Genomic DNA, 14,593 nt, shown 5'->3' with positions numbered 1-14,593 from the left:
TGGCCAAGTTGGCCAAAATAAAAGTTGTTGTGACAGATTGGGAGTTTGAGGATTTGAGATTTGAAGAAAGTGTGTTGAACGCCTTTCAAGAAATTGAACTTGTGGGCGCAAACTGCCGGACTGAGGATGAAGTCATCGAGGCCTGCAGGGATGCTGATGGCATCCTGAATCAGTATGCCCCTTTAAGCAAACGGGTGATAGAGTCCTTGAGGAATTGCAAAGTGATTGCCAGATATGGAGTCGGAGTCAATACAATCGACCTTGAGGCCGCCAGTGAAAAAGGGATTTGTGTTGCCAATGTGCCGGATTACTGCATGGATGAGGTGTCGGATCATGCCTTGGCTCTCCTTCTTTCCTGGACCAGAAAAGTCGTTGTTGCCAATCAGCATGTCAAGGCTGGGCATTGGGACTTCAAAATAACAAGGCCGATTCACCGGTTGAGGGATAAAACGCTTGGCCTTGTTGGGTTCGGGAAAATTCCCCAATCCCTTGCGGAAAAGGTGAAGCCGCTTGGCATGCATGTCATCGCCGCCGATCCTTTCTTTCCAGCTGAGGAAGCAAGGAGAAAGGGGGTGACCCTTGTATCGCTCGGCACATTGGCTGAACAGTCGGATATCATTTCCGTCCACGCCCCGCTTACTCCATCAACGAAAGGAATGCTGGGTAAGGAACAGTTTGCCAGGATGAAAAAGTCTCCTCTTATTATTAATACCGCAAGAGGTCCAGTGATTGATGAAGCCGCCTTGATAGAAGCGCTCAACAATGGGCAGGTTTCAGGTGCAGCGCTGGATGTCACTGAGGTTGAGCCCATTGGAGAGAACCATCCGTTTTTAAAGATGGAGAACGTCATTCTCACTCCGCACGTTGCCTGGTATTCTGAGGAAGCGGAAGCCGAGATGAGGGTAAAAGTGGCAAGTGGTGTAGCAGATGTTCTCATTCACAAAGAATATCCCAAGTACCTCGTGAACCATGATGTGAAAAATATAGCAAGACTTGGAAATGGCGTTGGTTCAGGAAGATATTGATAAAAAATTAGGAGGGGGAAAAACATGAAAAGCTTGCTGAAAAAAATGGGGATTGGAATTATCTTGCCAGGAATGCTGCTGCTTTCGGCCTGCGGATCGGCTTCTACAGACACTACGGGGGCAGACAGTAAAGCCGGCGCGGAAGGGATACAGGAGCGGACAATCAAAGCGGGAATCGGATTGAATGAAGATCATCCGCAGGGCCTTGGTCTAAAAAAATTCAGTGAAATCGTGGCGGAAAAGAGCGGCGGCAAGCTGAATGTAAAGCCATTTTACGCAGCTTCTCTTGGAGATGATCAAAAAATGACCGAAGCTTTGCAGGGAGGGCTTCAGGAAATTACCATTCCTTCTACTTCACCACTTGTTGGAATGGTGAAGGAATACGGAATTTTGGACTTTCCTTTCCTGTTTAATACACCAGAAGAGGCAGATGCCGTGCTTGATGGTCCGGTGGGCCAAAAGCTTCTCGATAAGCTGCCGGAGCACGGACTTATTGGGCTAGGCTTTTGGGAAAACGGGTTTCGCCAGCTGACCAACAGCAAGCGTCCTGTCAAAACGGCAGAAGATTTTTCGGGTCTGAAAATTAGAACCATGCAAAACGAAGTACATCTGGAGGCCTTCAAAACACTTGGAGCCAATCCTACACCGATGGCTTTTTCCGAGGTCTTCACCGCCCTCGAAAGCAAAACGGTCGATGGCCAGGAAAATCCACTTGCAACCATAAAGTCGAACAAATTTAACGAAGTTCAAGAATATTTAAGCCTAACAAGGCATGTATATACTCCTTTTGTCTTCCTGGTGAGCAAAAAGTTCTGGGACGGTTTATCCGAGGAGGAACAAACGATCCTTAAGGATGCGGCGGTAGAAGCAGGTAAATACCAGCGCGAGCTTAGCCGTACGGAAGACGCCAAAGCGGTGGAAGAGCTGAAGGCGGCAGGAACAAACGTAAATGAAGTAACCGATGAAGAAAAAGCGAAAATGAAGGAAATCATCCAGCCTGTCACCGATCAATACGCCGAGAAATTCGGGCAAGAATTGGTGGATGAGCTGATGGCTGAAATCGAAAAGGTTCGCAATTAGCAACAACGACGATGGAGGATAGCGGATGAATATCATTGAAGAGCTCCTGCAAGAGGTTCCAATTCCCAGGATGGTAAAAGTCAGGCAGAAATTTCACGCTCCCGAAATCCCCAATGTAGCGGAAGCCGTTCAGGAAGCAATCGGCAAGGCGAATGTGCTGGACAGAATCCAACCGGGAGATAGGGTGGCGATAGCGGTGGGTTCACGGGGCGTGGCCGATATCCCGGTGTTAGCCAGGGAAACGGCCGCTGCCGTGAAAAAGGCAGGCGGAACGCCATTCATTGTTCCTGCCATGGGAAGCCATGGCGGGGCGACAGCGGAAGGGCAAATCGATGTACTTGAACAGCTGGGAGTAACCGAGGAAATTGTCGGGGCACCTATTCTTGCGAGCATGGAAGTGATAGAGATTGGAAGGCTGGACAACGGCCTTCCAATCTACATGGATAAGCACGCATACCAAGCCGACAAGGTGATTGTCATCAACAGGATTAAACCGCACACCGCCTTCCGGGGACCAGTCGAAAGCGGCCTGATGAAAATGATTACGATTGGCCTCGGGAAACAAAAAGGAGCAGAAGCGGCACACGCTTTCAGTTTCAAATATATGGCCGAACATGTCGTCGAAATGGCGAAGGTCGCAATTGAACGTGTTCCGATCATTTTTGGCTTGGGAACCCTTGAGAATGCCTATGACCGACCAGCGAAGATTGTAGCGATTCCTGCCGAAGAGCTTATCAAACAAGAACCCGAGCTTCTGCTGGAAGCAAAATCGCTGATGCCGAAAATTTTGTTTGATCCTATTGATGTCCTGGTGGTCAATGAAATCGGAAAGGATATTTCCGGTGATGGAATGGACCCGAACATTACTGGCAGGTATGCAACGCCTTATGCAAGCGGCGGCCCGGAGGTGGCGCGGATTGCGGTGCTGGGATTAACGAAGAAAACACACGGGAATGCCAATGGAATTGGCATGGCCGATATGACCACGAAAAAAGTGATGGACAGTATCATGCTTGAAAAAGGATACGCAAATGCCCTCACAAGCACTGTCATTGATGTCGTCAAGCTGCCAATGATTCTCGAAAATGAGGAGCTGGCGGTAAAAGCCGCGATTAAAACCTGCAACGCCTTTGACCTGGATAAAGCACGGGTTGTCAGAATCAAGAACACTCTTGATATTCAGGAAATCTGGATTTCGGAAGCCCTGCTGGATGAAGCCAGGGAAATGGAGGACATTGAGATTCTATCACAGCCCGTAGAGATGGAATTCTCTAGAGAAGAGCAGCTCAAACCATGATAAAGGGAGGCGGGCCAGATGAAAATTACAAAGCTTACACTTTATAAAGTGCCTCCCCGCTGGCTTTTCCTAAAGGTTGACACCGATGAGGGAATATCAGGCTGGGGGGAACCAATTATCGAAGGAAAAGCGGAAACAGTGCGAGCCTGCGTGGAAGAGGTCAGCAGTTATCTCATTGGACAGGATCCGCTTAAAATCGAAGATCACTGGCAGGTTCTCTACAGGGCCGGTTTCTACAGGGGCGGTCCAATTTTAATGAGTGCCATTTCCGGAATTGAGCAAGCACTGTGGGATATCAAAGGGAAATATTTCAACATCCCTGTTTTTGAAATGCTGGGAGGCAAGGCTCGTGAGCGGATCAGGGTGTATTCCTGGATTGGCGGTGACCGGCCCACTGATGTGGCGATTGCAGCCAAAGAAAAGGCTGATGCAGGCTTTACGGCTGTAAAAATGAATGCAACAGAAGAAATGGACTACATAGACTCATTTTCAAAGGTGGAGGAAGCGGTTAAGCGAATTGCTGCCGTACGGGAAGCTGTCGGAACCAACATGGGTATCGGCCTCGACTTCCACGGCAGAGTCCATAAGACAATGGCGAAGGTTCTCGTAAAGGAACTGGAGTCTTTTAGGCCAATGTTCATAGAGGAGCCTGTGCTTCCGGAGAACAATGAAGCACTTAGGGAAATTGCCAGGCACACGACATGTCCAATTGCGACGGGAGAAAGGCAATATACCAGGTGGGGATTCAAGCAAATCCTGCTGGACGGCTATGTGGACATTATTCAGCCTGATCTCTCCCACGCCGGCGGAATTTTGGAGACGAAGAAAATTGCCGCGATGGCCGAAGCCTTTGATGTGGCAGTAGCACCGCATTGCCCGCTTGGACCCATTGCCCTGGCATCCTCTTTTCAGCTTGACGCCTGTACGCCAAACGCCATCATTCAGGAACAAAGCCTGGGCATCCATTACAACAAAGGCAGCGATTTGCTGGACTATCTAAGCGATGCATCCGTGTTTAAGTATACGGATGGCTATGTTGAGATCCCAAGCGGTCCGGGACTAGGGATCAGCGTGAATGAGGAAGCCGTCAGGGAGGCCGCAGAAAAAGGCCATGATTGGAAAAATCCTGTCTGGCGAAATGTCGATGGCAGTGTTGCAGAATGGTAAAAAGGAGGAAGAGGAATGACCGTCAAGTTCCCTTATATCGAGAACAACGTAAATCCATACAGGGACAATGTTCAGGGAAAAGCCAATGAGCCAATATGTGTCGCCGGGCTGCTGGACCGCTCAAAACAAATCCTTAGCTCGGAAATGAAAGGTGTACAGCCTGATTGGTCATTGGAGGAAATCTATGACAGGCTCCATCATAATGCACCAAGGATTGCCATTATCGGGGGGTCTCCGGACCATCCTGCCCATATTATGGACTTTCAGACGATTGCCAGGGCAGCAATCCGGATTTGGCAAAACGGAGGTGTGCCCTTCCAATTTTCCACACCGGTCATGTGCGATGGCACAGCGCAAAGCAATCAGGGAATGAGCTACTCGCTTCAAAGCAGGAATGCTGTCGCCCAGATGGTTGTCAACCAGATGGAGGCACACAGCTACCATGGAGCCTTTGTCATCCAGGGATGCGATAAGCAGCCTCTCGGTGTCGTCAGTGCACTGGCGCATCTTGACAGGATCAGAAGGCATCGTGGCGAAGCCCCTTTCTTTGCTACCTTTGCCCCGGCCCATGTTTTGAAAGGAGGAAGTATTCCCAGCGCGCTTTTCTCGGAATTAGAGGAAGTTGCCTGTCAGGCGGAATCACATGGAGCAGAGGACATTGCCCTTGATCTCCGCGATGCTCTTTCCTATATCCTTCAATGTTCTTCCAATACTGCATTTCAAGGTGTTCTCGAAAGAGCAAGGGAAAGGGGAATCATCTCCAAGGAAGAACATGATGTCTATGAGAAAAAACTGGCGGTTGCCACCTGCGACGGACAGGGGGGAGTTTGCGCGTTCAATGGAACGGGCAACAGCTCAAGGCATCTGGTGGCCGGAATGGGACTTGTGCATCCTGCCTTGGAAATGCTGACAGCACCCCCAACACAAGAAGAAGTCAATCAATCTATCGATTCACTGGCAAGTATGATCAATAACCCTGTCTTCGGCACCGCAAATATCATGGCAGCCAACATAAAAAATGCAATCAGGATCCACAGCGCGTCCGGGGGATCAACTAACCTTATGATGCATATCGTCGCAGCGATGCTTTATGGCGGTTATAAATTCGATTTATGGGATTATGACCAGATTCACCATGAAGTTCCCATTCCGGATTTGTTTAATTACAGCCTCACCCAGGGCAGGGACATTTTTGCTCTTGCGATGCAGTGCTGCAGTGGAAAAATCAGGGGAATGGAGACCTTGTTCCATGAACTGATGGAAAATGGCGTGCCGATGGATATTGCGGCACCGACTGTGACTGGAACTACCTGGGAGGAGCGGCTATCCAGGAAGCAGCAATTACCGGCGTCAGGCGTCCAGGATAATCCCGTCATCCTATCAAAGCCAAGAAGAATGTTCAGCGGCGTGGATGTCATAAAAGGAAACTTTTTTGAAAGTGCAGTGGTAAAAATCAGCGGCATGACGACCGACCAGCTTGACAATTTTGACAAGAAAGCAGCCTTCGTTCTTTTTTATGACAATGAAGACAGCGCGAATGAAAGTCTTCTGGATGAGCATTTGCTGGATAAACTGAAAGCAAACCGCAGCTTTCATTACCAAACGATGCAGGCGGTACTGAAACAAAATGATCCCGAACTGTACGAACTCTGCAGGGAACTGGAGTATGACCAGCTGTTTGACGAAATGGCGGCAAACGGTGCGCTAAAAATCTCTGTGGTGGTGTCCGGTCAGGGCCCAGAGGCATTTGGCATGCCGGAAATGTTTACGCCAATGCAGCATATCAATGCCAACCGCAAGCTAAAGCGGCTAGCGACCTTAATCAGCGATGGCAGGTATTCCGGTGTCACCTATGGTGCAGCAATCGGCCACATGACCCCAGAAGCCAAAAACGGCGGCGGGATTCTTTATTTGAAAACAGGGGATGTGCTGTACCTTGAATTGCGAAATCGGAAAATCGAATTTCTGGATGAGGAAAAGTTTCAGCAGGGACTCCTGGAGTTTAACTTTGAAGATACCAAACTAGCAAGGCAAGAGCTGGGTATGGAAAGGCTTATGAAAATTCGTCAGCGGCAGCGCCTTGTTGCCGCGAGCAATAGGATGGCCGGACACACCGATGCAGCACACGGCGTCGTCCCGCTTGAAGTAGCGGAAGATGCCACCCTTCATTATCAAACCGATATTGATGTTCATGCTTTAGGTGAAAATGCATGGACGTGATCACATTTGGTGAAACCATGGTTTTGTTTACTCCGGTAACAGCGGGACCATTGAGATTTACAAGCCATTTCCAAAAAACCATCGGCGGGGCGGAATCAAATGTAGCGATTGCCTTGTCCAGGCTTGGCCACAAGGTTGGCTGGACCAGCCGGCTGGGAAAAGACGAGTTTGGCACCTATATCAGAAACTATATACGTGGGGAAGGCGTCGATACGACTGGAGTCGTTTTTGATCACTCCCGTCCCACGGGAGTGTTTTTTAAAGAACAGCGGCCTGGCAAGGAACCCAATATTCTGTATTACCGGAAAGGATCTGCTGCCAGCAGGATGACGCCGTCAGACATTCCGGAAGCCCAAATAAAGGAGGCAAAATTCCTGCATCTGACAGGCATCACGCCTGCATTAAGCGAGAGCTGCAAAGAGACTGTTCACCATGCGATCTCCATCGCAAAGCAAAATGGCGTAAAAGTGATTTTTGACCCCAATCTGCGGCTGAAACTTTGGTCGGCAGAGGAAGCGAGGGAAGCGCTTGTGCCCATCGTTGCCCAATGTGATTATATTCTTCCAGGCTTGGAGGAAGGATCCATATTAACAGGTAAGACCGAGCCAGAGGATATCGCCTCGTTTTTTCTGGAAAACGGCTCCAGCTTTGTGGTGGTCAAGCTGGGAGAGAAAGGAGCTTATTTTGCTTCGGAGGCGGAGGAAGCGCATGTACCCGGTTTTCCTGTAACGGAAATTGTTGACCCAATTGGGGCAGGGGATGGCTTTGCGGCGGGGTTCCTCTCGGGGCTGCTGAGAAATTGGCCAGTAAAAGAAGCCGTCGCACTTGGCAACAAGGTTGGCGCTTATGCCCTGAGTGTAGCTGGAGACGCCGAGGGATATCCAAATTGGGAACAAATAATAAAGGAAAAAGCGGATGCGGAAGTGCTTCGTTAATTTTAAGCATGTGGGCATCTTTACTTCCTGCCTCTATGGTAAAATAATACCATAAGAGAAATTTTAACCATCGTAAAGGGTGAAGAACATGCCAATTATTCAATCAGTAGACAGAGCGCTCCGCATTTTGGATTTGTTTGATGAATACGAAACTGAGCTAAAAATCACCGATATCAGCGAGAAAATGCACCTTCATAAAAGCACCGTTCATTCCTTGCTGAAAACGCTTCAGTCCCAAGGCTATATCGAACAGAATTTGGATAATGGAAAATACCGGCTTGGCATGAAACTGTTTGAGCGCGGCAATCTTGTTATCAGGAGACTGGATCTCAGGACTATAGCAAAAAAACATCTTATTGACTTGTCCGTAAAAACACAAAATACCGTACACCTGGTTATCCTGGACGGCAGGGAAGGAATCTATATTGATAAGGTGGAGGGAACTTCAGCCACGGTTCTCTATTCGAGAATTGGAAGGAGAATCCCTTTGCATTCAAGCGCAGTGGGCAAGGCGCTGGTAGCCAATAAAACCAAGCGTGAACTCCAGGACCTCCTTAAGGGGTATGAATATATTCAGCAGACAGACAAAACAATCACCTCGGAGGAAGCCTTTATAGCTGAGCTTGAAGCAGTAAAGCAAAATGGCTTTGCTATTGACAAGGAAGAAAATGAACCAGGAATTACGTGTGTGGCTGTTCCGATTTGGGATCACTCGGGAACTGTAATTGCCGCGATGAGCATGTCGCAGCATGCTGCGGGTGTGGACCAGGGCAAACTTGATCGGACTGTAGAAATTTTAAAGCAGGCTTCGGTAAAAATATCAAAAGAATTAGGATATGAAATGAGTAGAATGGCAAAGTAGTTTTTAACCTGCGTAAGGGCAGGTTTTGCAAAAATGTTAAAACTGAATTTTATAATATAAAACAGGAGGTTTTAAATATGAGAATCATTCGTTTTCTAAATGCAAATTCCGTCCCGGTACTTGGTGCTTTAACCGATCAGGAGGAGATTTATTTATTGCCGTACCCTGGTTTTATGGAACTAGTAAAGGAAGCAGAAGAGCGAGGAGTGACCCCGCTAAGGCTGATTGAAGATTCCATCGCCGGTACGCAGCCTGTTGAAGAAGTGCTGGAAGACCTGAAGCTTCTTGTGCCAATCGTCGCCCCTGAGGTATGGGCATCCGGGGTTACCTATGAAAAAAGCAGGGATGCCAGAAACTATGAAGCTACCGGCGGGAAAGCCCAGGAAGCGACCTGCTATGACAAAGTCTATGACGCCGAGCGGCCGGAGATCTTTTTCAAGTCGACTGCAGCCAGAACCATAGGTCCCAATGATCCTGTCTATTTGCGAAGCGATTCCCAGTGGCAAATTCCGGAACCCGAATTGGGGCTGGTGCTGACAGAAACGGGAAAAATTGTTGGATATACGATTGGCAATGATATGAGCTGCCGGGACATTGAAGGGGAAAATCCGCTTTATCTGCCGCAGGCGAAGGTTTGGAAAAATTCCTGTTCCATCGGACCTGCCATCCGCCTGGCAGAAACGGTAGAAGATGCTTACAATTTCCAGATTACATGCCGCATCTACCGGGATGGCCAGCTTACGGTGGAAGGAACGGCCAATACCGCACAACTGAAAAGAAAATTTGTCGAACTCGTCTCTTATCTTAAGAAGGACAATGAGCTGTTTGATGGAACCGTTATGCTGACAGGAACTTGTATTGTCCCGCCAAATGAATTTACACTTCAGGACAATGATAAAATCGAAATTGAAATCTCGACCATTGGAGTATTGACCAATCCTGTCAAAGTACAGCAGCAGGCAAGAGAACTTGCTTAAATTTCCCTTATGGCAAAGGTTTGCCGGATTTTAAAGCAGCATAATGAGGGGGATTTGGCAGTTGTCCCTGCAATTTTATCAATCTATTAATTTAGGAAGGTGGAAAACATGAAAACTCAAACTGAAGCAATCACGTACAGCAACTATATTAATGGAGAGTGGATTTCTGCAGACGGAAACAGTCTGGAGCCGAGCGTCAATCCTGCAAACAAGAATGAAGTCGTCGGTTATGTCCAGCTTTCATCGAGAGCAGAGCTCGATGCCGCCGTTTCTGCTGCGAAAGCGGCCAAGACCGAATGGCGCAAGCTTTCTGGCGCGGCACGGGGCGAATTTTTATATAAAGCGGCTAATATGCTCGAAAGCCGCCTCGATGAAATTGCCGAAACAATGACAAAAGAAATGGGAAAGACCTTACCAGAAGCAAAAGGCGAAACAGCAAGAGGCATAGCCATCCTCCGCTACTATGCAGGGGAAGGAATGAGAAAGGTCGGGGATGTTATCCCCTCAACCGATCAGGAAGCCTTGATGTTCACCACTAGGACGCCGCTTGGAGTGGTTGGTGTCATCTCACCATGGAACTTCCCGGTAGCCATTCCAATCTGGAAGATGGCGCCAGCCCTTATCTATGGAAACACCGTCGTTCTTAAGCCTGCAACAGAAGCAGCGGTTACCGCCGCCAAGGTTATTGAGTGCTTTGATGCCGCCGGTTTTCCTGCAGGGGTTGTGAATATGGTGACAGGCTCCGGTTCTATTATTGGGCAGGGAATTGTTGATCACCCTGATATAAATGGAATTACGTTTACGGGATCAAACGAAGTAGGGAAAAGAGTAGGACAAGGAGCATTTGCACGTGGAGCCAAATACCAGCTTGAAATGGGAGGCAAAAATCCGGTCATCATTGCCAGCGACGCCGACCTTGATTTGGCCGTAGAAGGCACCATCAGCGGCGGACTGCGCTCCACCGGCCAAAAATGTACGGCAACGAGCAGGGTTTTCGTGGCGGTAGAGGTTTACGATACATTTAAGGATAAACTGCTGTCCAAGGTCAGGGAATTGAAGGTAGGCCATGGCCTGGATGCGGGGACATGGATGGGTCCATGTGCAAGCGAAAACCAGTACAAAACAGTTCTATCCTATATTGACAAAGGCTTGGCTGAAGGTGCCGACCTTCTTTTCGGGGGCAAAAAAGTAACCTCCGAGGGACTCGAAAATGGTTTTTATGTTGAGCCGACCGTCTTTGAAAACGTTGATATCAAGATGACGATTGCCCGCGAAGAAATCTTCGGCCCTGTCCTTGCGTTGATTAAGGTTGAGTCCTTCGAAGAAGCAATTGAACTGGCCAATGATACCGAGTTTGGGCTCAGTGCTTCCATTTACACCAAGGATATCGGAAAAATCCTTGCCTTCATCAATGATATTGATGCCGGACTTGTCAGGGTAAATGCAGAAACAGCTGGAGTAGAGCTTCAGGCCCCTTTCGGAGGGATGAAACAGTCCAGCTCCCATTCACGCGAGCAAGGTCAGGCAGCTATTGAATTTTTCACCTCCATCAAAACGGTCTTCGTCAAAGCGTAAAAAAAAATTGGGTTCTCCTCCTTCAGGGGAAAGAACGCTGATCCTATTGGTTCAGCGTTCTTTTTAATTCCCAGTCCTTATATAACGGCAAATGATAATTTAACAATTTGTGAAAACACATACAAATTAATGAACATTAACGATTATTGCGATATAATGAATTTTATTAAAAAAATACACAATTTCTTCTATATTGATCACATTATTGAACAGGAGGACCAGGCAGAAATGACAGCAGAAGGGACCTTTTATGGTGCCGGCAGAACAGAATTGTACTATCGTATTATCAAACCAAAAGGAACTCCGAAAGCGGCGGTCATCCTTGTGCATGGCTTTGGCGACCATAGCGGGGGTCTGCACCATCTTAGCGCCGGCCTCTCGGAAAAAAAATACACTGTTTATGCCCTTGACTTGCGCGGCCATGGAAAAAGCGCCGGTAAAAGGGGATATGTGCAAAACTGGAACGAATTTAAGGAAGACCTTCAAAAGTTTGAAAAGCTTATCGCACAGCAGCAGCCTAAATTGCCAATCTTTCTGGTCGGCCACAGCATGGGTGCTTTGATTTCCCTCGATTATGTCATGGACCATGGAGAAGGGCTTTCGGGCGTAGTGGCGATTTCGCCGGCCATTTCCTATCAGGCCAGTTTGCTTGAGCGTATAGGCCTTAAGATCCTGAACGTGCTGAAGCCGGATCTGCCTCTTATCAAAAAAGGAAACTTCAGGCTCAAGGAAAAGGATCCGTACCTGCAGGAAAGCCGCAACCCAGAGGGCTTGCGCCACAATACGATTACCCCCGCACTGGGCCGGGAATTGCTGCTTGCCATTACCCGTGTGGAAAGGCAGGCGCAGGACCTGAAGCTGCCTTTCCTGCTTCAGTATGGATTGGACGATAAAATCACGCCTCCCGAAAAACTCGTAACCTTCTTCCGCCAGGCGTGTTCCCGCGAAAAGCAGGTGAGGGAATATCCGGGAGTGAGGCATCGCCCGTTTGATGAAGCCGGGAAGGAAATGGTTTTGGAAGACCTTAAAGCCTGGCTGGACCAACTGATTGAAAAGAAATACCAGGGAATGTACAAGTCGGCCGGACGGTTATAGGCAGACTTCCATTTAGAAAAATGCCAGGGGATTTCCTGGCATTTTTCTTTTAACTCAGGTTTTGTCTATTGGCTCGTTGTTTATATTAAAATCAGGTATAATAGGTACGAAAAAACTAAAAGGACAGGTGGAGGCTAAAAGGTGTCATATCGACTGAAAAACAGTTTTAAAATGTTTACCCTGAATTCCAATCGAAAGCTGGCGGCTGAAATGGCCGAAATTTTAGGCTGCAAGCTCGGCAAGTGCTCCGTCAACCGGTTCAGTGACGGCGAAATCCAAATACATATTGAAGAAAGTGTTCGGGGAAGTGAAGTGTTTATCGTTCAATCGACTTCCGACCCTGTAAATGAACATATCTTTGAACTGCTCATTATGGTGGATGCCTTGAAGAGGGCATCCGCGTCCCAAATCAATGTGGTCATTCCTTATTACGGCTATGGCCGGTCCGATCGGAAGGCTCGATCGCGTGAGCCCATTACGGCTAAACTTGTGGCCAACCTGCTGGAGAATGCCGGTGCTACCAGGGTTCTTACCATGGACCTTCATAGCGCATCCATTCAGGGCTTTTTCGAAATACCTGTTGAACATCTTATCGGGGTTCCAATTCTCGCCCAGTATTTTATCGACAAAGGGTTGGACGATATCGTTGTCGTAGCGCCTCACCAGGGAAGCACCAGACGCGGAAGAAAAATGGCGGCCATCCTGGATGCTCCGTTTGCGATGATCGATAAACGCAAACTCGAAGATGGCGACGAGGAAACCTATCATGTGATAGGAAATGTTCAAGGCAAAAACGCCATCCTGATCGATGACCTAATCGACACTGGGTCCACAATTATTGCCGCAGCCAATGCTCTGGCCGATAATGGAGCAAAATCCATCTATGCCTCGGCCACCCATGCCGTTTTTACAAAGGGAGCTGTGATCAAAATCGAATCCTCTCCAATCAAGGAACTCGTGGTAACCAATACGATTGAAATGCCAGCCGAGAAGAAAAGCAACAAAGTCAGCAACCTGTCCGTTGCCCCTTTGCTGGTGGAGGCCATTGACCGCATTCATAATGAAAAAGCCGTCAGTCCGCTGTTTGAATAGGAGAAAGGCAAACTCTTTAATAGATGAGTTTGCCTTTTTCAATATGGCGGGAATGGCAGCCGGAGATTGGTGAAACAATGATAAGAACGCGAAAGGATAAAAGGGGGAGCTTCAACATGGGAGCAGTTGAACGAAATGGATACCGATTTGAACCCGAGTATAGTGTCATTAGTCAGGATGGAGCCGTCCATGTTTATCGAAAAGGAGAATTCCTTGAAGAGCTGAAGTTTTCATTTTCAGGAACATCTCCTGATCCCGGTCAAATTGAACAGGTTATTGACGAATACTGTGAAACGCACGGGATTTAAACTGTGAACAAGAGAGGGAGAGGAACTTGCCATGTCTTTTGATGGTTATATTGGCATAGATTATTCGGGAAGAGGCAGCCCTGTTCAGCGTGTTACTGGCATCCAGGTAGTAAAAATGGATTCCAGAGGGGATTTCGAACGGATCTCCCCTCCTGAAAGCCAGGGCCGAACTTTTAGCTGGTCGCGGAAAGAAGTTTATGAGTATCTTAAACAAAAATTAAAAGGTGCCAATGAAAAATACATTATCGGTATCGACCATTGCTTGTCATTTCCACAGTCCTATTTTAAACAGCATCACCTGCAGAATTGGGACCAGTTTCTCCTTCATTTCCAGTCACTTTGGGATACAAAGTCGGAGCCGGTGAGTGTTTGCCGAAACAGAGTACCCGGCTATCCCGATTCTCATGAACTCCGTTTAACAGAGACATTTACATCGTCCGCCAAAAGCGCCTGGAATTTCGAGCAAATGACCGGGGCCGTCTCCTATTCGACCCATGCAGGGATTCCCTGGGTATTTGAGCTGCGTAAATCGGTGAATGAAAATCTCCATATCTGGCCGTTTGATGGCTGGACGCCAGTTAACGGAGAAAGCATTCTGGCGGAAGTCTACCCGGCCCTCCTGATTCAAAGATACAAGAAGTCTGATCCCCGTTTTCCCCATAATTGGCCACGTGATGCACAGGACGCCTTTGCTATCGCGGCCTGGCTGCAGGAAAGAGATGCGAATGGGACCCTTGGGAAGTATTTTGAACCTGCAACCCTAACGGAAGAAGAGAAAAATTGTGCCCAGCAATTTGAGGGATGGATATTGGGCGTTTGTTAACCTGAACCAATGATCAATTTTTATTAAAGCAGGGTATTATGAGTTAAAGGCTTTTGCTTTCCTAACGTTTTACTGGTTGAATTAGGCTAAATAGGAGGCGATGAAGTGATTAATAAAGAGGATTTTACGGTTGCCTA

General features: G+C 48.0%; 13 protein-coding genes. All 13 read left to right on the top strand.

The window, feature by feature from the left end; genetic code table 11:
• Positions 1–8: 8 nt before the first annotated feature.
• The 13 genes from WQ57_RS17220 to WQ57_RS17160 all read left to right on the top strand — a co-directional run bounded on the left by WQ57_RS17220 (position 9) and on the right by WQ57_RS17160 (position 14,456).
• On the top strand, positions 9–1,025 hold the full coding sequence (locus tag WQ57_RS17220) for a C-terminal binding protein (RefSeq protein WP_046525005.1): 1,017 nt from the start codon (positions 9–11) through the stop codon (positions 1,023–1,025).
• 24 nt (positions 1,026–1,049) lie between these two features.
• Positions 1,050–2,105, top strand: a complete 1,056-nt coding sequence (locus tag WQ57_RS17215) for a TRAP transporter substrate-binding protein (protein ID WP_046525004.1) — start codon at positions 1,050–1,052, stop codon at positions 2,103–2,105.
• A gap of 25 nt (positions 2,106–2,130) precedes the next feature.
• Entirely contained in the window at positions 2,131–3,402 is a 1,272-nt protein-coding gene (locus WQ57_RS17210; protein WP_046525003.1) for a nickel pincer cofactor-dependent isomerase, group 22, read from the top strand.
• A gap of 18 nt (positions 3,403–3,420) precedes the next feature.
• A complete protein-coding gene (dgoD, locus tag WQ57_RS17205) occupies positions 3,421–4,569 on the top strand; it encodes a galactonate dehydratase (RefSeq protein ID WP_046525002.1) in 1,149 nt (382 codons plus the stop codon).
• A gap of 15 nt (positions 4,570–4,584) precedes the next feature.
• Positions 4,585–6,789, top strand: coding sequence for a dihydroxy-acid dehydratase domain-containing protein (locus tag WQ57_RS17200; RefSeq protein ID WP_046525001.1), 2,205 nt, complete (start codon positions 4,585–4,587; stop codon positions 6,787–6,789).
• Positions 6,780–7,724 (top strand): sugar kinase, encoded by a 945-nt coding sequence (locus WQ57_RS17195; protein ID WP_046525000.1) that lies wholly within the window; start codon positions 6,780–6,782, stop codon positions 7,722–7,724. Before WQ57_RS17200 ends, WQ57_RS17195 begins: the two co-directional genes overlap by 10 nt.
• 88 nt (positions 7,725–7,812) lie before the next feature.
• A complete protein-coding gene (locus WQ57_RS17190; protein ID WP_046524999.1) occupies positions 7,813–8,586 on the top strand; it encodes an IclR family transcriptional regulator in 774 nt (257 codons plus the stop codon).
• Positions 8,587–8,663: 77 nt separating this feature from the next.
• Positions 8,664–9,563, top strand: coding sequence for a fumarylacetoacetate hydrolase family protein (locus WQ57_RS17185; RefSeq protein ID WP_046524998.1), 900 nt, complete (start codon positions 8,664–8,666; stop codon positions 9,561–9,563).
• Between the two features lie 108 nt (positions 9,564–9,671).
• Positions 9,672–11,138 (top strand): alpha-ketoglutaric semialdehyde dehydrogenase GucD, encoded by a 1,467-nt coding sequence (gucD, locus tag WQ57_RS17180; RefSeq protein ID WP_046524997.1) that lies wholly within the window; start codon positions 9,672–9,674, stop codon positions 11,136–11,138.
• A gap of 228 nt (positions 11,139–11,366) precedes the next feature.
• On the top strand, positions 11,367–12,233 hold the full coding sequence (locus WQ57_RS17175) for an alpha/beta hydrolase (protein ID WP_046524996.1): 867 nt from the start codon (positions 11,367–11,369) through the stop codon (positions 12,231–12,233).
• A 141-nt stretch (positions 12,234–12,374) separates the two neighbouring features.
• A complete protein-coding gene (locus WQ57_RS17170) occupies positions 12,375–13,325 on the top strand; it encodes a ribose-phosphate diphosphokinase (RefSeq protein WP_277620300.1) in 951 nt (316 codons plus the stop codon).
• Positions 13,326–13,441: 116 nt separating this feature from the next.
• Positions 13,442–13,633 (top strand): YbxH family protein, encoded by a 192-nt coding sequence (locus WQ57_RS17165; RefSeq protein WP_046524995.1) that lies wholly within the window; start codon positions 13,442–13,444, stop codon positions 13,631–13,633.
• A gap of 31 nt (positions 13,634–13,664) precedes the next feature.
• On the top strand, positions 13,665–14,456 hold the full coding sequence (locus WQ57_RS17160; RefSeq protein WP_046524994.1) for a hypothetical protein: 792 nt from the start codon (positions 13,665–13,667) through the stop codon (positions 14,454–14,456).
• The last annotated feature ends 137 nt before the right edge of the window (positions 14,457–14,593 follow it).

The organism is Mesobacillus campisalis (genome assembly GCF_000986785.1).
GTDB classification, from domain to species: Bacteria; Bacillota; Bacilli; order Bacillales; family Cytobacillaceae; genus Mesobacillus_B; species Mesobacillus_B campisalis.
This window is presented reverse-complemented; position numbering and strand designations above follow the sequence as displayed.